This window comes from Salinarimonas sp., from assembly GCF_046292825.1.
In the GTDB taxonomy this organism is placed as follows: Bacteria; Pseudomonadota; Alphaproteobacteria; order Rhizobiales; family Beijerinckiaceae; genus Salinarimonas.
The window spans coordinates 19,958-41,707 of sequence record NZ_JBKBQG010000037.1; the positions used below are offsets into that span (position 1 = coordinate 19,958).

Consider the following 21,750-nt stretch of genomic DNA (forward strand, 5'->3'; position numbering starts at 1 on the left):
ATGGCGACCAACGGACAGACGAGCGCGCCCAACGTGAACGGCGCGGCCTATCCGATCACCGACCACACCTTCGACGTGGTGGTCGTCGGCGCCGGCGGTGCCGGGCTTCGCGCGACGGTGGGCTGCTCGCAGGCCGGCCTGCGCACCGCCTGCGTGACCAAGGTCTTCCCCACGCGCTCGCACACGGTCGCCGCGCAGGGCGGCATCTCGGCCGCGCTCGGCAACATGGGCGAGGACGATTGGCGCTGGCACATGTACGACACCGTGAAGGGGTCGGACTGGCTCGGCGACCAGGACGCGATCGAATATCTGTGCCGCCAGGCGCCCGCCGCCGTCTACGAGCTCGAACATTGGGGCGTGCCCTTCTCGCGCACCGAGGCCGGCGCGATCTACCAGCGCCCCTTCGGCGGGATGACGACCCATTACGGCCAGGGCACCGCCCAGCGCACCTGCGCGGCGGCCGACCGCACGGGCCACGCCATCCTGCACACGCTCTACGGCGCGGCTCTGAAGAACGACACGAACTTCTTCATCGAGTTCTTCGCGATCGACCTGATCATGGACGAGGAGGGTCGCTGCCGCGGCATCGTCGCGCTCGACATGACGACGGGCACGATCCACCGCTTCCGCGCGCAGATGGTGATCCTCGCCACCGGCGGCTACGGGCGCGCCTATTTCTCGGCGACCTCCGCCCATACCTGCACGGGTGACGGCAACGCGATGGTGCTGCGCGCGGGCCTGCCGCTGCAGGACATGGAATTCGTGCAATTCCACCCGACCGGCATCTACGGCGCGGGCTGCCTCATCACCGAGGGCGCTCGCGGCGAGGGCGGGTACCTGACGAATTCCGAGGGCGAGCGCTTCATGGAGCGCTATGCGCCGTCCGCCAAGGACCTCGCCTCGCGCGACGTCGTCTCGCGCGCGATGACGATGGAGATCCGCGGCGGGCGCGGCGTCGGCAAGGACAAGGACCACATCTATCTCCACCTCGACCATCTCGACCCGAAGATCCTCCACGAGCGCCTGCCGGGCATCTCGGAGAGCGCCAAGATCTTCGCGGGCGTCGACGTGACGAAGGAGCCGATCCCGGTTCTTCCGACCGTGCATTACAACATGGGCGGCATCCCGACGAACTTCCACGGCGAGGTGCTCACCAAGAAGGACGGCAATGCCGATACCGTCGTGCCGGGCCTGATGGCGATCGGCGAGGCGGCCTGCGTGTCCGTCCACGGCGCCAACCGTCTCGGCTCGAACTCGCTGATCGACCTCGTGGTCTTCGGCCGCGCGGCGGGCCTGCGCTGCGCCGAGATCGTCAAGCCGGGCGAGAACCAGCCGAGCCTGCCCAAGGGCTCTGCCGATCTCGCGCTCTCGCGCCTCGACCGCTACCGCCACGCGAGCGGCGGCACGCCGACGGCGGAGCTGCGCCTCGACATGCAGAAGACGATGCAGAACAATTGCGCCGTCTTCCGCACCGGCGAGGTGCTCGAGGAGGGCCGCGGCCTCATCGCCAAGGTCTGGAGCGGCATCGACGACGTCTCGACCAAGGACCGCTCGCTGATCTTCAACACGGATCTGATCGAGACGCTCGAGTTCGACAACCTCATCACGCAAGCCGTGGTGACGATGGAATCGGCCGCGAACCGCACCGAATCCCGCGGCGCTCATGCCCGCGAGGATTATCCGGATCGCGACGACAAGAACTGGATGAAGCACACCCTCGCCTTCCTCGACGAGGAGAAGCGCACCGTCACGATGGACGACCGCCCGGTGCACACCTACACGCTCTCGAACGAGATCGAATACATCGCGCCCAAGGCGCGCGTGTATTGACGGAAGGAGAGGCGAGGAGCGCGACATGGCCGACTTCCCCCGCATCACCCGAGATCCCGCCCTCATGGGCGGCAAGGCCTGCATCCGCGGGATGCGGGTCACGGTCGGCATGATCGTCGGGCAGATCGGCGCGGGCGTCCCGGTCGATCGCCTCCTCGCCGATTACCCGTATCTCGAGCATGAGGACGTGCTGGAGGCGATGCGTTACGCCGCATGGCTCGCCCAAGAGCGCGAGATCGATCTCGCGCCGGCGCAATGAGGCTCGTCATCGACATGAACCTCTCTCCAGCATGGGCAGAGCATCTCGCCGCGTCCGGCCACGATGCGGTTCATTGGTCGCGCGTCGGCTATACCGCTCGGGCGCGTCTGCGTGTCCTCCCGCTCGTAAACCGCTCGCAATCGGACTCGTCAAATGGCTGAATTCTCCCTCCCCAAGAACTCGCAGATGCGCGAGGGCAAGGTCTGGCCGAAGCCGGACGGCGGCAAGCGGCTGCAGGAGTTCCGGATCTATCGCTGGAACCCGGACGACGGCGAGAATCCGCGCATCGACACCTATTTCGTCGATCGCGAGGATTGCGGTCCGATGGTGCTCGACGCGCTCATCTGGATCAAGAACAAGATCGATCCGACGCTGACCTTCCGGCGCTCCTGCCGCGAGGGCATCTGCGGCTCGTGCGCGATGAACATCGCCGGGCAGAACACCATCGCCTGCACGCGCGGCATCGACGAGTGCGGCTCGGGCGCGGTGAAGATCTACCCGCTGCCGCACATGCCGGTGCTCAAGGATCTGGTGCCGGACCTGACCCAGTTCTTCGCCCAGCACGCTTCCGTCGAGCCCTGGCTGCAGACGCAGACGCCGGCGCCCGAGCGCGAATGGCAGCAGACGCCCGAGGACCGGCTCAAGCTCGACGGGCTCTACGAGTGCATCCTGTGCGCGTGCTGCACGACGGCCTGCCCCTCCTATTGGTGGAACGGCGACCGCTTCCTCGGCCCCGCGGCGCTGCTGCACGCCTATCGCTGGCTGGCGGACTCGCGCGACGAGATGACCGGCGAGCGGCTCGACGGGCTCGAGGACCCCTTCAAGCTCTATCGCTGCCACACGATCATGAACTGCGCCAACGCCTGCCCCAAGGGCCTCAACCCGGCCAAGGCGATCGCCGAGATCAAGAAGATGATGGTGACGCGCCACGTCTGAGCCGCACGCGAGCGCGCGCCCTCGCGCGTTGCATTCCGGCAACACTCCCGAGCCGAATGGCCGCGTCCGTCGTCGACGCGCGGCCATTTGGCGTTTGCGGTCGGGCGCCGATCGTGGTTCATGAAGCGTGAACCCGGATCGGCTAGTCTCACGGACGGCGGCCCGCCGCCTCGCACGATCGCGGCTTTCGCCGCGTCCGCAACGGATTTGGACACGATGACGCTCACCGCTCCTCGCCTCCTGCGCCTCTCGCTCGTCGCCGCCTGCGTGCTGGCGCTCGGCGCCTGCCAAACCGCACGCTTCGGCGGCGGGCCGGCCCCGCGCGGCGGCGTGGTCGCCGGACAGACCCCGCTGACCCAGCCGCTGACGCCCGGCATCGCGGCGCCGACGGGGGTCGTCGAAGCGAGCGAGCTCGCCCCGCCTCCCGGCGCCACGGGCATGCCCGGCGGGGCGCTCGCCGGGCAGGGGCCGATCATCTCCGACGTGCCGACCTCGCCGCAGGTCGCCGCCCTGCCCCAGCAGCCCGCCCCGGCGGCAACGCCCTCGCGGCTCACCCGCACGAGCTTCGTCGGCACCTGGCGCGTGAGCGAGCCCGGCGGCACGACCTGCCGCGTGACGCTCTCCTCGACGCCCTCGCTCGATCTCTATCGCGCCTCGACGTCGGGCTGCCAGAACGAGGACATGTCGCGCGTCAGCGCGTGGGACCTGCGCAACGACGAGGTCTTCCTCTACCGCCAGGGCGGCGCCGTCGCCGCGCGCCTGCGCGCCGGCACCGGCTCGATGCAGGGCGTGCTCTCGCGCTCCGGCGCGCCGGTGGCGCTCGCGCGTTGAGAACGAGCGCGCCCGTGCAGGGCGCGCGCTCCGTCGGCGGACGACGCGTGCGCGGGCGGACGCGTCAGAGCGACGCGCGCGCGCTCAGCCAGCTCTCGAAGAGATAGAAGCCGTTCCAGGCCAGCACGGCGTCCGCCGCATGAGCGTCGAAGCCCTGCGGCAGCGGCTCGCCCGCTTCCACGCGCTCGACGAAGGCCCAACCCTCGCTCGTGATGAAGCCCGGCACCGCGCGGTCGTCCGGGACGGCGCAGATCAGCTCGGGCGCGTCGATGCGGCGGAACAGGTTGAAGCCCCGCGACGCGATCGGCCGCGAGGTCAGGCGCGACGGGGCGCGGGCGATCGCGGCGCAGGCGGCAGAGGTCACCGTCTGGGTGGTCGTCTGCATGGCATGGCCTCCTCGTCCGTCCCGAATCGGGCATCTGCAACTGTCGAGAGGGATAGCACGCGCCTGCGGCAATTCCATGACGAAATGGTCGGCGCGCGCAAATCCCAGAAATCGGCGGGGAATTGAGGTCGAAGGCGTGCTCGATCGCGGCGCGACCGAACCCCTCCGTCAACTGCAACGCTCGTGCGGCAGCGGAGTTCCCAGCGGCGCGCAAATGATCTAGATCCATCGCGCGGATCGCGGGCGGGGGCCGCGCCGTTGCCGATGCGGGCGGCGCGCCGACCCTCGACGCCGAAACGCAGACGAGTAGGCCAGAGACGAGTAGGCCAGTGGACCATTCGCCACCCCCTCCCCCGAGCCACGGAGCGCGCGCCGACGCGTCCACGGCGGGCCCCGTGCGCCGACGCTACGATGCGCATGTCGAGGCCCGCCACATCGAGCGCGACCCCGCCCAGGCCGCCCTCGTCGCGCGGCTCGACCGGCTCGCGGCAGCGCTCGGCGAGCGCCGCCTCGCGCGCAAGGGCTCGGCGCTCGGCTGGCTGTTCGGCCGACGCGCGGCGGCGATCGTCCCCGTCAAGGGGCTCTACGTCTGGGGCTCGGTCGGCCGCGGCAAGACGATGCTGATGGACCTCTTCTACGAGGGGCTGCCCGTGCGCCGCAAGCGCAGGGCGCATTTCCATGCCTTCATGGCGGACGTGCACGGGCGCATCCATACCTGGCGCGCGGACCTCAAGGCCGGGCGGGTGAAGGGCGACGATCCGATCAAGCCGGTCGCCGCCGCGATCGCGGAAGAAGCCTGGGTGCTCTGCTTCGACGAGTTCACCGTCACCGACATCGCCGACGCGATGATCCTCGGCCGCCTGTTCACCGCGCTCTACGCCCATGGCGTCACCGTCGTCGCGACCTCGAACGTCGAGCCCGCGCGCCTCTACGAAGGCGGGTTGAACCGAGCCCTCTTCCTGCCCTTCATCGAGACGCTCACCGCGCATATGGACGTCGTGCGCCTCGACGCGCGCACCGATTTCCGCCTCGAGAAGCTCGCCGGCGCTCCGGTCTACCACGTGCCGGCCGACGAGGCCGCGAGGGCGGCGCTCGATTCCGCCTTCGCCAAGCTCGCCGGTCGCGCCCGCGGGGAGGCGATCGCGATCGCGGTCAAGGGCCGCGCGGTGCCGGTCCCGCAGGCTGCGGGCGGCGTCGCGCGCTTCTCCTTCACCGATCTGTGCGCGCAGCCGCTCGGCGCCTCCGACTATCTCGCCATCGCCCAGGATTTCCACACCGTGATCCTCGAGGCGATCCCCGTGATGGACCTCCCCCAGCGCAACGAGGCCAAGCGCTTCATCACGCTCGTCGACGCGCTCTACGACAACCGCGTCAAGCTCCTCGCCTCCGCCGCCGCCGAGCCGCACGAGCTCTACCGCGCCGCGACCGGCCGCGAGGCCTTCGAGTTCGACCGCACGGTGTCGCGCCTCGTCGAGATGCGCTCGGAGGCCTATCTCGCCCTCCCCCACGGCCGCCCCGATTCCCGCGCCTCGGACGACACGACGGGGCTGGTGGAGACCTGAGCGGGCCCACGATCAGGAGCGACCCCGCCCATGAGCGATTCCGACCCCCACGATCTCTCCCGCTTCGTCGAGGCGCAGGATCGCGGCGTTTACGAGCGGGCGGTCGCCGAGCTGCGGGCGGGTGCGAAGCGCTCGCACTGGATGTGGTTCGTCTTTCCGCAGCTGCGCGGGCTCGGCCGCTCGCCGACGGCGCAGCGCTACGCCATCGCCGACGCGCAGGAGGCGCGCGCCTATCTCGCCCATCCGGTGCTCGGGCCCCGTCTGCGCGAGGCGACGCACGCGATCCTCTCGGTGCGCGAGCGCGACGCGACCGCGATCCTCGGCCGACCGGACGACGCGAAGCTGCGCTCCTGCCTCACCCTGTTCCTCGCCGCCGCCGACGACGAGGCCGACCGCGCGCTGTTCCGCGCAGGCCTCGCCCGCTTCTACGCGGGCCGCCCCGATCCGGCGACGCTCGATCTCCTCGGCGCGTGAGACGCGAAGTCAGGCGGCCGCGGCCCGCGTCGGCGCGCGCGGCGCCGCTGCGGCAGGCAGGAAGGGCGCGTTGGTCTCGGCGCGGTAGAAGCCCGGGATGCGGGCCGCCTCGCAGGAGGCCGTGCCCGCGCCGGCCACGACGAGGAGACGCGGCGCGACGGGGGCGTGGACGAGATCGGCGCGGCGGGCGTCGTCTCTTGCGGGGACCATGGCTCTCTCCTCGGATCGTTTTCTCCCGGGGGCTCGCGCCCACGCATTCCTCCTGCGCCCGCCGCGTTTCGGGACGATGTCGTCGCGCCGCAGCGCCCGGAAATCCGACGGATCGGGGCGCCGGGCGGGGTCCGCAGGTCGGAATGGGCGCCGAGCACCCTTCCGTCGCGCGCCCGGCTGTTGCAAGCTGTGCCGCCGTGCTCCGACAGGAATCGACGATGTCCCCCACGATGCGAGCCCTCCCCACGCTCCGCCACGCCGCGACGGCCGCGGCGCTCGCGCTGTGCCTCGATGCAGGCTTCCGCGAAGGCGCTGCGCAGGCCCAGCCGCTTCTCGCCCCGCCGTCCGGCGAGCCCTGGGAGATGCTGCCGCCCGTCTTCGGCGACGCGGTCGCCTCCTGCATCGATCTCGGCGACGACGCCATCTGCTTCGGGCTGACCTGCCGGGAGGGCACGATCGCCACCTGGTTCCTGGGCACCGGAGACTGGTCGGACGCCCTCGTCGTCGAGGCGATCCGCGGCCAGTACGAGACGCCGGAGGCGCGCGTCTACCACATCCCGCTCGACCCCGACGAGGAGGCGACCGCCGACGCGGGCTTTCCCGTGATGACGGCGCCGGCCGGCGAGCAGCTCGTCTCGGACATCGTCGAATCGCGCGCGCTCCGCGTCGCGCCCCTGTCGGACGGCCAGGGCGCCTGGATGCTGTTCTCAACCTCCGGCGCCGCCGCCGTCATCGCCGGCTTGGAGCGCCGCTGCGCGCCGGGGGAGCGTTGAGGCAGAAGGCGAGGGCCATGTTGGTGCGCGAGGCGCGTTCACATCCGCTCGCGTCCGGCTATGATCGGCACGCGACGACGCGCGGATCACGCGCGCGAAAGAGGATCGAGGAAGCCCGATGAGCGACAGCGCCAATACCCGGACGCGACGGATCACGCCCTCCCAGCTGCGTTCGCGGCTGTGGTTCGACAATCCCGACAATCCGGGCATGACCGCGCTCTATCTCGAGCGCTACCTCAATTTCGGGCTCACACGCGAGGAATTGTGCTCGGGCAAGCCGCTCATCGGCATCGCCCAGACGGGCTCCGACCTCGCCCCCTGCAACCGCCACCACATGGAGCTCGCCAAGCGCGTGCGCGAGGGCATCGTGGCGGCGGGCGGCGTCGCCTTCGAATTCCCCTGCCATCCGATCCAGGAGACCGGCAAGCGCCCGACCGCCGCGCTCGACCGCAATCTCGCCTATCTCTCCCTCGTCGAGGTGCTCTACGGCTACCCGCTCGACGGCGTCGTGCTGCTCACCGGCTGCGACAAGACCACGCCCGCGCTGATCATGGCCGCGGCGACCGTCGACATCCCGGCGATCGCGCTCAATGTCGGGCCGATGCTCAACGGCTGGATGGAGGGCACGCGCACCGGCTCGGGCACCATCGTCTGGGCGGCGCGCGAGCGGCACGCGGCGGGCGACATCGACTACCAGCAATTCATGGACATCGTGGCGACCTCGGCCCCGTCGGACGGGCATTGCAACACCATGGGCACCGCCTCGACCATGAACTCGCTCGCCGAGGCGCTCGGGCTCAGCCTGCCGGGCCAGGCGGCGATCCCGGCGCCCTATCGCGAGCGCGGCCAGATGGCCTATCTGACCGGCAAGCGCATCGTCGACATGGTCTGGGAGGACCTGAAGCCCTCCGACATTCTCACCCGCGAGGCCTTCGAGAACGCGATCGTCGCCTGCTCGGCGATCGGCGGCTCGACCAACGCGCCGATCCACATCAACGCCATCGCCAAGCATGTCGGCGTGCCGCTCGATTGCGACGATTGGGAGACGATCGGCTTCGAGATCCCGCTCCTCGTCAACCTGCAGCCGGCGGGCGAATATCTCGGCGAGGAATATTTCCGCGCCGGCGGGCTCGTCGCGGTGATGGCCGAGCTGATCGAGGCGGGCAAGGTGCACGAGGGCGCGCTCACCGCCAACGGCCGCACGATGGGGGAGAATTGCCGCGGGCGGTTCTCGTGGGACCGCGAGGTGATCCGCCCCTACGGCCGGCCGCTCAAGGAGAAGTCCGGCTTCCTGCATCTGAAGGGGACGCTGTTCGACAGTGCCATCATGAAGACGAGCGTCGTCTCGCGGGAATTCGCGGAGCGCTTCCTCTCCAATCCGAACGACCCGATGGCGTTCGAGGGGCCGGTCGTCGTGTTCGAGGGGCCGGAGGATTACCACGCGCGCATCGACGATCCGGCGCTCGGCATCGACGAGACGACGATCCTCGTCATCCGCGGCACCGGGCCGATCGGCTATCCGGGCGCGGCCGAGGTCGTCAACATGCAGCCGCCGGGCGCGATGATCCGCCGGGGCGTGCGCGCCCTGCCCTGCATCGGCGACGGGCGCCAATCGGGCACGTCCGGCTCGCCCTCGATCCTCAACGCCTCGCCGGAAGCGGCGCTCGGCGGCGGGCTCGCCCTCCTGCGCACGGGCGACCGCGTGCGGATCGACCTGAACACGCGCCGCGCCGACATCCTGATCTCGGCCGACGAGCTCGCGGAGCGCCGCGACGCGCTCGCCCGCGCGGGCGGGTTTCCGGTGCCGCCGAGCCAGACGCCCTGGCAGGAGATCCAGCGCGCCATGGTCGCCCAGCTCTCCGAGGGCATGGTGCTCGAGCCGGCGGTCAAGTACCAGCGCATCGCCAAGACCTTCGGCGTCCCGCGCGACAACCATTGAGGCGCCCCTCCCTCTCCTTCCCTGCTCGATTATGTATCGTAGGCTGTCATCCCGGGCCGCGAAGCGGACCCGGGACCCATACGCTCCGACGAACGTTCGAGCGCGCATGCCGCGCTCGCGTCCCAACCGTAGAGCATCGACCGTCACAGAAACGCAGCCTATAGGCTGCGACTGCACCGTCGGGCGTATGGGTCCCGGATCGCCTTCGGCGTCCGGGATGACAGCTCTCCATTCAAACCGCTCCCGGGGGCCACCCTCCCCTCCGGGGAGGGATTTCGGCATGCCTCGCGTGCGTCCAAGGCATGGCCTCCCGCGTAGACGCCATGACCGAGGCGGTGCATCCTTCGCCGCTCATGCGACGAGAGGCGGAATGGACAAGCGAGCTTCCGACGTGGCGCGTTTCGGGATCGGTCAGCCGGTGCCGCGCAGCGAGGATCCGATCCTGGTGCGCGGCGCGGGCCGCTACACGGACGATCACGCGGCCGAGGGCGCGCTGCATGCCGTCTTCGTCCGCTCCCCCGTCGCCCACGGCACCTTGCGCGGGCTCGCGACCGAGGACGCGCGCGCCGTGCCGGGCGTCGTCGCGATCGTGACGGGCGAGGACCTCGCCGAATACGGCCCGATGCCGGCCAATCTCGCGCCGAATTTCAAGAACCGCGACGGCTCGCCGATGGCGGTCCCCGACGTGCCGGCGCTCGCGCGCGAGCGCGTCATCCATGTCGGCCAGCCGATCGCGCTCGTGATCGCCGAGAGCGCCGACGCCGCGCGCCTCGGCGCCGAGGCGGTGATCCCCGACATCGACCCCCTCCCCGCTCTGCCCGATCCGCGCGCGGCGCTCGCCCCCGGCGCGCCCGCGATCCACCCGGCGCTCCCCCACAACCGCGCCCTCGATTTCGTCTCGGGCGACGAGACGGCCTGCGACGACGCCTTCGCGAAGGCCGCTCACGTGACGCGGCTGTCCATCGTCTCGAACCGCATCGTCGTCGCGCCGCTCGAGCCGCGCGCGGCGATCGCGCGCTACGATGCGCAGGCCGAGCGCTACGAGCTGATCGCGGGCACGCAGGGCGTCTTCCCGATGCGGGCGATGCTCTCGAAGGTCTTGCGCGTGCCGCCCGAGCGCATCCGCGTCCTGACCGACCGCGTCGGCGGCTCCTTCGGCATGAAGCTCGCGGTCTATCCCGAATACGTCGCCTGCCTGCATGCCGCGAAGGTGCTCGGGCGGCCGGTGCGCTGGGTCGACACGCGCTCGGAGAGCTTCCTGTCGGACCATCACGGCCGCGCGCTCGATCTGGAAGCCGCGCTCGCGCTCGACGCGGAAGGCCGCTTCCTCGCGCTGCACGTGACGGGTTACGCCGATCTCGGCGCCTATCTGAGCCCCGTCGCGCCGCTCTTCTCGACCGTGAACATCGGCAAGAACGCGCAGAGCGTCTATCGCACGCCCGTCGTCCGGGTCGAGATCGCCTGCGCCTATACCAACACGCCGGTGGTCGGCCCCTATCGCGGCGCCGGGCGGCCGGACGGCAATTACGTGATGGAGCGGCTCATCGACAACGCCGCCGCCGAGACCGGCCGCGACCGCATCGCGCTGCGCCGTCTCAACCAGATCGCGCCCGCCGAGATCCCCTTCGAGACCGGCGTCGGCACGACCTACGACAGCGGCGACTTCCCCGCCGTGCTCGACGCCGCGCTCGCGGCCGCCGACGTCTCGGGCTTCCCCGCACGGCGTGCCGAGAGCGAGGCGCGGGGCCTGCTGCGCGGGCTCGGCATCGGGCAATATCTCGAGGTCACGGCTCCGCCCGCGAACGAGATGGGCGGCATATCCTTCGAGGCGGACGGCACCGTGACGATCACGACCGGCACGCTCGATTACGGCCAGGGCCACGCGACGCCCTTCGCCCAGGTGCTCGCGAGCCGGCTCGGCGTGCCCTTCGCCGCGATCCGGCTCGTCCAGGGCGACAGCGATCGCCTCGTGGCGGGCGGGGGCACCGGCGGATCGAAATCGCTGATGGCGTCTGGTGCCGCGATCCTGGAGGCTGCCGATCTCGTGATCGAACGCGGGCGCGTGCTCGCGGCCCAGGCGCTCGAGACGGCGGAGGTCGACATCGCCTTCGAGGACGGCCGCTTCGTCGTCGCCGGCACCGATCGCGGCATCGACGTCATGGCGCTCGCGCAGGCGCTTCGCGAGGGGCGCGTGCGGGCGCCGGACGGCGTCGAGCCGAGCCTCGACGTCGTCCACGTCCACGCCGCCTCGCCCTCCGCCTACCCGAACGGTTGTCACGTCGCCGAGGTCGAGATCGATCCGCAGACGGGGTCGGTGGCGGTCGTGCGCTACATGGCGGTCAACGATTTCGGGACGATCGTGAACCCGATGCTCGTCGAGGGGCAGATGCATGGCGGGGTCGTCCAGGGCATCGGCCAGGCTCTGATGGAGCGCACCGTGTTCGACGCGGACGGGCAGCTCGTCTCGGGCTCCTTCATGGATTACGCCCTGCCGCGCGCGGACGACAGCCCGACGATCCGCGTCGAGAGCCGCCCCTCGCCGGCCACCACGAACCCGCTCGGCGCCAAGGGCTGCGGCGAGGCCGGGTGCGCCGGCGCGCTGCCGGCCGTGATGAACGCCGTCGTCGACGCGCTGCGCCCCTACGGCATCCACCATATCGACATGCCGGCGACGCCCGCGCGGGTGTGGGGGGCGCTGCACGGGAGCGGGTGACCGGGCGGCTCGGAGCGCCGGGCGACAGCCGGTCCGCCCCTCAAGAGGCGGGCGTCTTGCGCGAGCGGTCGAGCACGATCCGCAGCGCTTCGAGATCGGGCAGAAGCGCGGCCGCGCGTTCGGGCGGAAAGAGCGAGGCGAGGTGTTCGAGATCGGGCCCGAGCCGCTCGATCACCGCATCTCGGAAACGACGCCCTTCATCCGTGATCCGCACGAGCTTCGAGCGCCCGTCCTCCGGATTGGGGCGCACGACGACGTATCCCGCCCGCTCGAGACCCGCGAGCGTATGCGTCATCGAGGTCTTCGGGACCTGGAAGGCCCGTGCGAGATCGAGCGGCGTGCGCCCGTCGCCGAGGCGCACCAGATGATTGAGCACCACGAAATGCGGGTAGACCATGCCCTCGGGCATGGCCGCCTCGAGCATGGTGCGGCTCAGCTGCGCGACGATGCCGACCTCGTTGAGAAGCCGGAAATAGGTCGCGCGATGGTCGTCACCCGTCAATGATGCGCGCCTCCAGGGGCCAGCGCGGACTTGCGCCGACGCTCGGTCCATACCCGATCCGCGCGAGCATTTGTACCGTCCCCCCGTCCGGCGCGAGGCGCGCGTGCACCTGGCGATGGAGATCGGCCATTTCGGGGAATTCCTGCAAGGCCTGGCTCATGGGCTGGAAGCCGATGCCGAGCGCCGTCGTGGCGAGGTTGATCCGCAGCCAATCGCGACCTGCACGGAGCTGATCCGCGCGCGTGTTCCCCTCCGTGACGAGCCAGACATAGCCCATGCCCGTCTGCGCGTTGGCGAGAACGGCGTCGATGCCGGCCCGGTAGGCCATGCTCGTCGGATCGAGCGCCCGTTCGCGGGTGAACAGGCCGGTGGCCCGCAAGCCCTCGAAGAGCGGCCCGGAGAGATCGATGCCGTCGGGCTCCGCGTCGATCTCCGCGTGACCGATCCGGAAGAGATCGACGCTCTCCTTGAACGTGTGCGGCGTCTCGAATTCGATGCGGAAGGCCTCGCTCGTCAGGCTCCGCCAGAACGCGATCTCGTCCGGCGCGACGCTGCCGCCGAACCGGCCCAGCGGCCCGGCCATCGCGGCGATCGAGGCGAGCGATGCGGGCGGGATCGGGCGGGCGAGATCGTAGGGCTCCTTGAGGGTCCGGCGCTGCGGCGCGAAGGCGAAGAGGGGATCGTCCGCGATCGCGGGATCGGGGACGAAGCGCGCGCGGGCCACCGGACGCGCGTCGAGCCCGTCGGGATCCTCGCCATCGGGAAAGGTCGCGATCTCGACCCGATACCCGTCGCTCGCCGCGGCCATGCGCATGAGCTCGAGAAAACAGCCGAGACCGATCGTGACCTGCCGATTGGGCGGGTCGGTATGGGGGAGGAGGCGGTCGAGATCGGCGTAGAGGGTGACCTCGCCCGCCTCGCGCAGGTTGACGAGCCACGGCTGACGATTGTGCGGATTGGGCGCGAGCAGCGCCCACGACAGGGCCCGACGGCGGGGCTCGTCGTAGCCGCCTGCGGCCGACCAGGGCGCGAGCGCGGTCTTCGGTTGCCGCGTCAGCGCCTGGCCGGCGACGGCGCCGGCGGCGAGGACGACCCCGCCGCCGACGAGGGCGAGGAATTTTCGACGATCGACGGACATGACGAGCTCCATTAGTTCGATGTCGCACTATATCGTGCGATATCGAACTAATCAAGCCCCTCCCCTCCGCCTCCCGGTCGGCGTCCGCCCCGCCCCCCCTGACCTGGATCAAGGCGCCCGCGCGCCTGCTCCTGTCTTCTGCCGCACGACGCGACAGACCGGAGCGACGTGGATGGATCATGGCTCGACGACGATCGCGGGCGCAGGCGCCGATCGAGCGCTCGCGACCCGCATCGAGACGCAGACGCGCTATCTGATCGAGATGATGCGCCGGCTCGGCGTGTCCTCGGGGGACGCGCGGCGGGAGGCGGACCGGGCGGGGCTCGTCGGCGCCGCCATCGCTTGCGCGGAATGCGACGCGCGCGAGGCCTGCGGCCGGCTGCTCGCCCGGAAGGACGCGCTCGAGGCGCCCCCCGATTTCTGCCCCAACCGCGCCTTCCTCGAAGCCTGCGCGCGCCGTGCGATAAGCGAGGCTTCTTAAGCCGTCCGGCCCGCGAGCCGCGCGAGCGCCTTCTCGCGGCCGATCAGGGGCAGGAGCCCGGCGAGTTCGGGGCCGTGGTCGCGGCCGGTGAGCGCGAGGCGCAGCGGCATGAACAAGGCCTTGCCCTTGGCGCCGGTCTGCGCCTTCACGGCACCCGTCCACGCGGCCCAGGTGCCCGCGTCGAAGGGCGCGTCGGGCAGGAGCGCGGCGGCGCGCGCGCAGAAATCCGCGTCCTCGATCGCGGGCGCGACCGGCCCCTCGACCACGCCCCACCAATCGCGCGCTTCGGCCAAGCGCGAGACGTTCTTGCGCACCGCCTCCCAGAACGCCGCGCCGCCGTCGATGCCGAGCGCGCCGAGCCGATCGGCGACCGCTTCGAAGGGCGTCTCGTGCAGGAGACGGGCGTTGAGCGCCTCGAGCTCGGCTTCGTCGAAGCGGGCGGGGGCGCGCGAGATGCGGGCGAGATCGACGAGCGCGCCGAGCGCGTCGAGGCTCTCGACGGGCCGCACGGATTCCGAGGAGCCGACGAGGACCGCGAGCGCCGCGACCGCCATCGGCTCGAGCCCAGCTTCGCGCAGCGAGCGCAGGGAGAGATGCCCCATGCGCTTCGAGAGCCCCTCCCCGCTCGAATCGGTGAGGAGGTTGTGGTGGCCGAAGGCGGGCGGGCGCGCGCCGAGCGCCTCGAAGATCTCGATCTGCACCGCCGTGTTGGTGACGTGGTCCTCCCCGCGCACCACGTGCGTGACGTGGAGATCGACGTCGTCGACGACGGAGGGCAGCGTGTAGAGGTAGGTCCCGTCCTCGCGCACGAGCACCGGATCGGAGAGCGAGGCGCAATCGACCCGCACCTCGCCGCGCACGAGATCGTGCCAGACGACCTCCCGCGGCTCGAGCCGGAAGCGCCAATGCGGGCGCCGGCCCTCCGCTTCCAGCGCCGCGCGCTCGTCGGGCGTGAGCGCGAGCGCCGCGCGGTCGTAGATCGGCGGCAGGCCCCGCGCGAGCTGGCGCTTGCGCTTGCGCTCGAGCTCGTCGGCGGTCTCGTAGCAGGCATAGAGCCGTCCGGCCTCGCGCAAGCGCGAAGCCGCATCGTCGTAGAGGCCGATCCGATCGGATTGGCGCACGCGCACGTCCGGCGCGATGCCGAGCCAGGCGAGATCCTCGACGATGGCGTTCGCGTATTCCTCGCGGGAGCGCTCGCGATCGGTATCGTCGAGGCGCAGCACGAAGGTGCCGCCCTCCCGCCGCGCGATCAGCGCGTTGAGGAGCGCGGTGCGCGCGTTGCCGATGTGGATCAGCCCGGTCGGCGACGGGGCGAAGCGGAGGACGGGGGCGCGAGGGGAGATGCTCATGGTCGCACGTCTAAACCCTCGCGCGGGCGCGGACAACGGACCATCTGCGATGCTATAAGGCTTGCCGCCCGCTGCCGACCTGCCGTCGGCCGACACGACCGATCCCAGGAGACCCGATGGACCACGGACGCGAGAAGGCCCCCCGCGGCATTCCCCTCCACGATGCCGCGGCCTTCGCCGCCATGCGCCGCGCCGGCCGGCTCGCGGCGGCGACGCTCGACTTCATCGCACCGCACGTGCGCCCGGGGGTGACGACCGCCGCGCTCGATCGGCTGTGCGAGACCTTCATGCGCGATCACGGCGCCGTCCCGGCGACGATCGGCTATCAGGGCTATCGCCACGCGAGCTGCATCTCGGTGAATCAGGTCGTCACCCACGGCATCCCCTCCGAGGACGTGGTGCTCGCCGACGGCGACATCCTCAACATCGACGTGACGCCCATCCTCGACGGCTGGTACGGCGACGCGAGCCGGATGTACGTCGCGGGCACCGCCTCGAAGGCGGCCGCGCGCCTGATCGAAACGGCGGAGGCCGCGATGATGGCGGGCGTCATGGCGGTGCGCCCGGGGGCGACGCTCGGGGACGTCGGCCACGCGATGGAGAGCGTCGCGAAGAAGGGCGGCTATACGGTCGTGCGCGATTTCTGCGGCCACGGCATCGGCCGCGTCTTCCACGCGCCGCCCGAAGTGCTGAGCTACGGCCTGCCCGGGCGCGGCGTGCGGCTCGAGCCCGGCATGATCTTCACGGTCGAGCCGATGCTCAATGCCGGGCGCGCGGAGGTGCAGATCCTGCCCGACGGCTGGACCACGATCACCCGCGACGGCAAGCTCTCCGCCCAGTTCGAGCACACCGTCGGCGTCACGCAGACGGGCGTGGAGATCTTCACGCGCTGAGGGCTTCGTCGCCGGCGCTCAGAACTTGCGCTCGACGAAGGCCTCGGTCGCCGCGCGCTCGGCATCGTCCGGCGCGGGGCGGCGGGCGGCGGCGGCCTCGAGCATGGGGATCACCTCCCCCACCCGCTCGGCGACGAGGTAGGAGAGCTCCAGCCCCTCGCGGATGAAGCCGCGCTCGCGCATGTGTTCGAGGAGCACGAGGAGCGGCTTCCAGAACGAGAGCAGCGAAAGGACGAGGATCGGCTTGTGGTGGCGCCCGAGCTGCGCCCAGGTCATCTGCTCGACGAGCTCCTCGAGCGTGCCGATCCCGCCGGGCATCGCGACGAAGGCGTCCGCGCGATCGAACATCATCCGCTTGCGGGTATGCATGTCGGGGACGACGATCGTCTCCTGGACCTCGTCGAGGAGCTGCTCCTTGCGGGTGAGGAAATCGGGAATGATGCCCGTCACCTCGCCGCCGGCCTCGATGGTCGCGCGCGCCACCTCGCCCATCAGCCCCAGCGCGCCGCCGCCATAGACGAGGCGGATATTCGCCCGCGCCATCGCGGTGCCGAGCTCGCGCGCGGCCGCGAGGAAGGCCGGATCGCCCCCCGCCGCCGAGCCGCAATAGACGCAGATCGATCGGATACGACTCATTGTCGCGGCCCACTCCCTCGAAAATGTGCGAATCGGCCGACCACGGCCGTTGATTTTTCTTTCGATCAAGGCGCTGGCGAAGTAAATCGTTCCGTGAGGAAAACCGCATCCTGCGAGGAACGAGCGCCGTGTCCGTCGATCGTCGCCGCACCATTGCCCTGGCCGGCGTGGCCGCCATCGCTCTCGCCGGAGCGTCGACCGCCTATTTCGTCCGCGATCGTGGCACGGACGAGGCGACCGTGGAAGCGCCCGCCCCGCTCGCCGTCTCGCCCGCCGCGAGCATCGCCGCGGCGCCTCCCGTCGTCGAGACGCAGGAGACGGTCGCCCAGCAGCCCCCCGCAGCGGAGCCTCCCGCGGAGGAGCCTGCCGTCGAGGTCGCCCAAGAGAGCGAGCCCGAGCCCGAGCCCGTCGAGATGGCGGCGGTCGCGCCGTCGGCTCCGGTCGAGACCGTCGAGCCGGCCCCCGTCGCGCAGGCGCCGGCCCTTCCGGAGGCGACCTTCGACATCGTGCGCGTCGAGCCGACCGGCGATGCCGTGATCGCCGGTCAGGCCGCGCCGGGCGCGACCGTCGAGCTTCTGCGCAACGGGCAGACGCACGCGATCGAGGTCGCCGACGCGAGCGGCGCCTTCGTCTTCATCGCGCCCCCGCTCCCGCCGGGCGCCCACGAGATCGGCCTGCAGATCCGCGGCGCGGAAGGCGAGGCCCGCCTCTCGCGCCAGAGCGTGACGGTGGTGATCGCGCCGGGAGGCGACGAGACGCCGATGGTCGCGCTCGCCGAGCCCGACCGGCCGACCATAGTGCTCTCGCAACCCGAGCCCGCCGCGGAGCCGACGGCCGAGGCGGTCGCCGAAAGCCCGGCCGAGCCGGCCCCCGCCGCGGAGCCGACGATCGCGATCGCGGCGATCGACCCCGTCGCGGAGGCGCCCGCCGAGGCGGCCCCGGTCGAGGTGCCGGCCATGGCCGAGACCGATCCCGAACCCGAGCCGGTGCCGGTCGCCGAACCGGCGACGCGCGAGGGCGTGCGCATCGCCTCCGTCGAGGCGGAGACGCAGGGCGGCCTGTTCGTGTCGGGCGCCGCCGCGCCGGGCGCGAGCGTGCGGCTCTACCTCAACGAGACGCTGGTCGGCATGGCGCGCGCCGAGGAGACGGGCTCCGTCACCTTCGCCATCCGCCGCGGCGTGCGCCCCGGCGATTACCGCGTGCGCCTCGACGACGTCGACATCCGCGACGGCCGCGTGCTGAGCCGGGCCGAGGTCGTGTTCGCGATGCCGCTGATCGTGGCCGACGAGCCGCCCCCGCCGCAGGTCGCCGCTGCGCCCACGGCCGAACCCCTCCCCGCGCCCCCTGCCGAGCCCGCGCCGCAGGCGCAGATCGCGCCCGCGACCGAGAGCCCGGCCCCGAGCGACCCGCAAATGCCGGTCGCGGACGCCCCCGCTCGGGTCGAGACGCCCGCGACGGCCGAGGCTCCGGCGGAAGAGCCGGTCGAGCGGGCCGCGACGCTCACGATCCCCGAGATCAACACCGCGCTCGTCGCCCGCGGCGACAGCCTCTGGCGGATCAGCCGGCGCGTCTACGGGCGCGGCGTGCGCTACACCGTGATCTACGAGGCCAATGCCGAGCAGATCCGCAACCCGAACCTGATCTTTCCCGGCCAGGTCTTCGTCCTCCCCGCCGCCGAGGATCTCGGCGAGAGCGCCGATCCCGCGACCCCGCCGGGCTGAGCCGCCCCTCCTCACCCCGCCTGCGAGGGGGTGAAGCGGGCGCACAGGACGTGGCTGTCGCCGGGATAGACGAGGCGCACCTGCGTGATCGCGCCGGACGCGTTCCAGGTGCGGCGCTCGACGACGAGGCAGGCGCTGCCGGGCGGGATGGCGAGCGCGCGCGCGGTCTCCGCATCGGCCGCGATCGCGCGCACGAGATGCTCGGCCTCGCTCCAAGGCACCTGCGCGAGGAGCCAGGGGCCGGGCGGGGCGGCGGCGAAATCGGCGTCTTCGGCATGAGGAACGCTGGTCAGGTCGATCAGCCGGTCCTCGAGGCAGAACGGCCGCCCGCCCGCGTCGTGGCGGCACAGGAGATGGAGGAGGCGCGCGCCGCGGGCGGCGGCGAGGCGCTCGCGATCGGCAGCGGTCGCGGGCCGCACGCGGCGCGCGGCGAGACGGTAGGAATAGGGCAGGCCGAGGGAGCGCACCTCGGCCTCGATCGAGTGGATCTCGAGCACGGCCGATTGCGCCCGCGGCTTCGACACGAAGCTGCCCGAGCGCTTGCGCCGCTCGATCAGCCCCGCCCGCGCGAGCTGCGAGAGCACCTTGTTCACGGTCATGCGCGAGCAGGCGTAATGGCGCGCGAGGTCCACCTCGAAGGGGATGCGGGTGCCGGGCGGCCACTCGCCGGAGACGATCCGCCCCTCGATCTCGCCGAGGATGCGCTGGTGGAGGGTGCGCGGGGCGCGCGTGGCGTCGTGCATGGGATCGTCTGCGGGTGGGGTGGCAGCGGGGGACGTGGGCACCATCTACGATCACTCCGCGCTTCGCGCAAAGCGGCGTCCGATCAGCCGACGATCCGGCGCATCGCGCGCGCGTAGCGGGCGAGGATCGCCTCGCGCGCGACGTGGCGCCCCTGCGCGACCACCTGCCGGCCGCGCGCCCAGACGCCGTCGACGGCGATCCCCGCCCCGAACAGGAAGGCGCCGAGCGCCGCGTCCTCCTCGAGATAGGCGAGCGCCTCGCCGTCGAGCGACACGATGTCGGCCGGCGCGCCCGCGACGAGCCCCGTCGGCGCATCGAGCGCGGCGCCGCCCCCGGCGAGCGCCTCCTCGAACAGACGCCGCGCCGTCGAGCGGCCGGGCCGGGCGATCACGTTGCGCTCGCGATGGGCGAGGCGCTGGGAATATTCGAGCTGCCGCAATTCGCCCGCGACCGAGATCGTCACGTTGGAATCCGACCCCACCCCGAGCCGCCCGCCCGCGCCGAGGAAATCGCGGGCGCGAAAGATCCCGTCGCCGAGATTGGCCTCGGTGATCGGGCACAGACCCGCGATGGCGCCCGTGCGCGCGAGGCGGCGCGCCTCGTCCTCGGTCATATGGGTCGCGTGGATCAGGCACCAGCGATCGTCGACCCCCGCATGGTCGAGGAGCCATTCGACCGGGCGCTGGCCCGACCAGGCGAGGCAATCCTCGACCTCCTTCACCTGCTCGGCGGCGTGGATGTGGACCGGCCCGCCCGCCGCCATCGGCACGACGGAAGCCAGTTCTTCGGGCGTCGCCGCGCGCAGCGAATGGGGCGCGATGCCGAAGCGCCCGCCCTCGAGCGCGAGCGCGATCGTCCGCGAGCGCTCGGCGAGGCGCGCGAAATCGTCGAGACCGGTGACGAAGCGGCGCTGCCCGGGGTTGGGCTCGGCGCCGCCGAAGGTCGCGTGGGCGTAGAAGACGGGGAGCAGCGTGAGCGCGATGCCCGTCTGCGCGCTCGCGGCGGCGATGCGCCCGGCCGTCTCGGCGATGTCGTCGTAGAGGCCGCCGTCCTCGCGATGATGCAGGTAGTGGAACTCGCCCACCCGCGTGAAGCCGGCCTCCAGCATGTCCATGTAGAGACGCGCGGCCACCGCCTCGATCTCGTCGGGCGTGAGCTTGAGCGCGACGTCGTACATGAGCACGCGCCAGGTCCAGAACGTGTCCGCGCTCGGCCCCGCGACCTCGGCGAGCCCCGCCATGGCGCGCTGGAAGGCGTGGCTGTGGAGGTTCGGCATGCCCGGCAGCGCCAGCGCCACCCGCGCGTCCTCCGGCGCCGCCGCGACGCCCGTCTCGACCCGCGCGATCGCGCCGTCCGCGATCGCGATCCGCACGTCGCGGGCGAAGCCTTCGGGCAGGAGCGCGGAGCGGGCGTGGATCGTCTGATGCATCGGAGCGTCCTCTCGGGCGGGTGTCTATGTATAGACATGCATCGCGAGGAGCGCCAACCCAATCCCTCCCCGTAGGGGGGGGGTGGCCTCGGAGCGCAGCGAACGAGGTCGGGTGGGGCCCGACGCTCGAAGGACAATCTCCACCCGGGCCCCACCCGACCCCTGTCGCTGACGCTCCAGGGGCCACCCTCCCCTACGGGGAGGGATTCGCGCCGCCATCCCTCCCCGTAGGGGAGGGTGGACTTTCGAGCGGAGCGAGAAAGGCCGGGTGGGGCCCGAGGTTTGAAGGATTATCACCACCCGGGCCCCACCCGACCCCTGTCGCTGGCGCTCCAGGGGCCACCCTCCCCTACGGGGAGGGATTTTCGCGGGTCAGATGGCGGAAGATCGCTTCCATGACGCCGTCGAAATTGCGGTCGACCTCGTTGTTCCAGAAGCGCAGCACGCGGAAGCCCTGCCGGGCGAGCGAGGCGTCTCGCGCACGGTCGGATGCGACATGCGGATCCTCACCGTGCTGGCTTCCGTCGATCTCGACGACGAGCCTCTGCTTCAGACACGCGAAATCCACGACATGTCGCCCGATCGGCATCTGTCTGCGAAAGTGAAAGCCTGCCGGACGCCACCCGCGAAGAGCCTTCCAGACCCGAACCTCCTGGCGCGTCAGCTCCTTGCGCAGCCGTCGGGGAACCGATGCGCTGACGGTCGTCTCGGGTCGCTGATGGAGGCGCATGGCGAGCTCCGGTTGGGTGCGTGAATCTTCGGTCGGTTCTCGACACTAATGCAATCCGCAAATTCACGAGGGCGCGAATCCCTCCCCGTAGGGGAGGGTGGCCCCTGGAGCGGTAGCGACAGGGGTCGGGTGGGGCCCGACGCTCGAAGAACAATCTCCACCCGGGCCCCACCCGGCCTTTCTCGGCTCACGCCTCGAAAGTCCACCCTCCCCTA

The 21,750-nt window shown here is 71.4% G+C and carries 22 protein-coding genes; 13 read left to right on the top strand and 9 right to left on the bottom strand.

Going from position 1 to position 21,750, the window contains the following annotated elements:
- The 5 genes from sdhA (at position 1) to ACK4UM_RS15945 (ending at position 3,856) form a co-directional block, all read left to right on the top strand.
- On the top strand, positions 1-1,830 hold the full coding sequence (gene sdhA, locus ACK4UM_RS15925; RefSeq protein ID WP_409800937.1) for a succinate dehydrogenase flavoprotein subunit: 1,830 nt from the start codon (positions 1-3) through the stop codon (positions 1,828-1,830).
- A 25-nt stretch (positions 1,831-1,855) separates the two neighbouring features.
- Positions 1,856-2,089, top strand: a complete 234-nt coding sequence (locus ACK4UM_RS15930; protein WP_409800939.1) for a DUF433 domain-containing protein — start codon at positions 1,856-1,858, stop codon at positions 2,087-2,089.
- Between the two features lie 14 nt (positions 2,090-2,103).
- Positions 2,104-2,250 (top strand): hypothetical protein, encoded by a 147-nt coding sequence (locus ACK4UM_RS15935; protein ID WP_409800978.1) that lies wholly within the window; start codon positions 2,104-2,106, stop codon positions 2,248-2,250.
- A complete protein-coding gene (locus tag ACK4UM_RS15940) occupies positions 2,243-3,025 on the top strand; it encodes a succinate dehydrogenase iron-sulfur subunit (RefSeq protein WP_409800940.1) in 783 nt (260 codons plus the stop codon). The genes ACK4UM_RS15935 and ACK4UM_RS15940 overlap by 8 nt, the downstream gene beginning before the upstream one ends.
- A gap of 216 nt (positions 3,026-3,241) precedes the next feature.
- Positions 3,242-3,856: an AprI/Inh family metalloprotease inhibitor gene (locus ACK4UM_RS15945; protein ID WP_409800942.1), complete on the top strand. Its 615-nt coding sequence runs from the start codon at positions 3,242-3,244 to the stop codon at positions 3,854-3,856.
- A gap of 64 nt (positions 3,857-3,920) precedes the next feature.
- Here the strand turns inward: ACK4UM_RS15945 and ACK4UM_RS15950 are convergent, their stop codons facing one another.
- On the bottom strand, positions 3,921-4,241 hold the full coding sequence (locus tag ACK4UM_RS15950; RefSeq protein WP_409800944.1) for a hypothetical protein: 321 nt from the start codon (positions 4,239-4,241) through the stop codon (positions 3,921-3,923).
- A 329-nt stretch (positions 4,242-4,570) separates the two neighbouring features.
- Here ACK4UM_RS15950 and zapE point away from each other — a divergent pair, with 329 nt between their 5' ends.
- Both zapE and ACK4UM_RS15960 read left to right on the top strand, forming a co-directional pair.
- The gene (gene zapE, locus ACK4UM_RS15955; RefSeq protein ID WP_409800946.1) at positions 4,571-5,803 is read left to right on the top strand and encodes a cell division protein ZapE; all 1,233 of its coding nucleotides are present in this window, start codon (positions 4,571-4,573) and stop codon (positions 5,801-5,803) included.
- Between the two features lie 30 nt (positions 5,804-5,833).
- Complete coding sequence (locus ACK4UM_RS15960; RefSeq protein ID WP_409800948.1) at positions 5,834-6,277, top strand: DUF1810 domain-containing protein; 444 nt, start codon at positions 5,834-5,836, stop codon at positions 6,275-6,277.
- A 9-nt stretch (positions 6,278-6,286) separates the two neighbouring features.
- On the opposite strand, the gene ACK4UM_RS15965 is transcribed toward ACK4UM_RS15960, so the two are convergent.
- The gene (locus tag ACK4UM_RS15965; RefSeq protein WP_409800950.1) at positions 6,287-6,487 is read right to left on the bottom strand and encodes a hypothetical protein; all 201 of its coding nucleotides are present in this window, start codon (positions 6,485-6,487) and stop codon (positions 6,287-6,289) included.
- A gap of 230 nt (positions 6,488-6,717) precedes the next feature.
- Between ACK4UM_RS15965 and ACK4UM_RS15970 the strand changes: the two genes are divergently transcribed.
- From ACK4UM_RS15970 to ACK4UM_RS15980, 3 genes are all read left to right on the top strand, one after another.
- Positions 6,718-7,260, top strand: a complete 543-nt coding sequence (locus ACK4UM_RS15970; RefSeq protein WP_409800952.1) for a hypothetical protein — start codon at positions 6,718-6,720, stop codon at positions 7,258-7,260.
- A gap of 118 nt (positions 7,261-7,378) precedes the next feature.
- Complete coding sequence (locus ACK4UM_RS15975) at positions 7,379-9,199, top strand: IlvD/Edd family dehydratase (protein WP_409800954.1); 1,821 nt, start codon at positions 7,379-7,381, stop codon at positions 9,197-9,199.
- Between the two features lie 370 nt (positions 9,200-9,569).
- Entirely contained in the window at positions 9,570-11,912 is a 2,343-nt protein-coding gene (locus ACK4UM_RS15980; protein ID WP_409800956.1) for a xanthine dehydrogenase family protein molybdopterin-binding subunit, read from the top strand.
- A gap of 40 nt (positions 11,913-11,952) precedes the next feature.
- On the opposite strand, the gene ACK4UM_RS15985 is transcribed toward ACK4UM_RS15980, so the two are convergent.
- Both ACK4UM_RS15985 and ACK4UM_RS15990 read right to left on the bottom strand, forming a co-directional pair.
- Positions 11,953-12,414, bottom strand: coding sequence for a MarR family winged helix-turn-helix transcriptional regulator (locus ACK4UM_RS15985; RefSeq protein WP_409800958.1), 462 nt, complete (start codon positions 12,412-12,414; stop codon positions 11,953-11,955).
- Positions 12,404-13,552, bottom strand: coding sequence for an Acg family FMN-binding oxidoreductase (locus tag ACK4UM_RS15990; protein ID WP_409800960.1), 1,149 nt, complete (start codon positions 13,550-13,552; stop codon positions 12,404-12,406). Before ACK4UM_RS15990 ends, ACK4UM_RS15985 begins: the two co-directional genes overlap by 11 nt.
- Before the next feature lie 172 nt (positions 13,553-13,724).
- On the opposite strand from ACK4UM_RS15990, the gene ACK4UM_RS15995 reads away from it, so the two are divergent.
- Positions 13,725-14,033, top strand: coding sequence for a DUF6455 family protein (locus ACK4UM_RS15995; protein ID WP_409800962.1), 309 nt, complete (start codon positions 13,725-13,727; stop codon positions 14,031-14,033).
- Here the strand turns inward: ACK4UM_RS15995 and gltX are convergent.
- Positions 14,030-15,382 (bottom strand): glutamate--tRNA ligase, encoded by a 1,353-nt coding sequence (gene gltX, locus ACK4UM_RS16000; RefSeq protein WP_409800963.1) that lies wholly within the window; start codon positions 15,380-15,382, stop codon positions 14,030-14,032. The genes ACK4UM_RS15995 and gltX overlap by 4 nt on opposite strands.
- Positions 15,383-15,498: 116 nt before the next feature.
- Between gltX and map the strand changes: the two genes are divergently transcribed.
- On the top strand, positions 15,499-16,275 hold the full coding sequence (gene map, locus ACK4UM_RS16005) for a type I methionyl aminopeptidase (protein ID WP_409800965.1): 777 nt from the start codon (positions 15,499-15,501) through the stop codon (positions 16,273-16,275).
- An 18-nt stretch (positions 16,276-16,293) separates the two neighbouring features.
- Here the strand turns inward: map and ACK4UM_RS16010 are convergent, their stop codons facing one another.
- Entirely contained in the window at positions 16,294-16,911 is a 618-nt protein-coding gene (locus tag ACK4UM_RS16010; protein ID WP_409800967.1) for a TIGR00730 family Rossman fold protein, read from the bottom strand.
- 128 nt (positions 16,912-17,039) lie between these two features.
- Between ACK4UM_RS16010 and ACK4UM_RS16015 the strand changes: the two genes are divergently transcribed.
- On the top strand, positions 17,040-18,632 hold the full coding sequence (locus tag ACK4UM_RS16015) for a LysM peptidoglycan-binding domain-containing protein (RefSeq protein WP_409800969.1): 1,593 nt from the start codon (positions 17,040-17,042) through the stop codon (positions 18,630-18,632).
- Positions 18,633-18,643: 11 nt separating this feature from the next.
- Here ACK4UM_RS16015 and hutC read toward each other — a convergent pair whose 3' ends face one another.
- The 3 genes from hutC to ACK4UM_RS16030 form a co-directional block, all read right to left on the bottom strand.
- On the bottom strand, positions 18,644-19,375 hold the full coding sequence (gene hutC, locus ACK4UM_RS16020; protein ID WP_409800971.1) for a histidine utilization repressor: 732 nt from the start codon (positions 19,373-19,375) through the stop codon (positions 18,644-18,646).
- 83 nt (positions 19,376-19,458) lie between these two features.
- Positions 19,459-20,805, bottom strand: a complete 1,347-nt coding sequence (locus tag ACK4UM_RS16025; protein WP_409800973.1) for a formimidoylglutamate deiminase — start codon at positions 20,803-20,805, stop codon at positions 19,459-19,461.
- A 349-nt stretch (positions 20,806-21,154) separates the two neighbouring features.
- A complete protein-coding gene (locus tag ACK4UM_RS16030; protein WP_409800974.1) occupies positions 21,155-21,535 on the bottom strand; it encodes an endonuclease domain-containing protein in 381 nt (126 codons plus the stop codon).
- Positions 21,536-21,750: the final 215 nt, after the last annotated feature.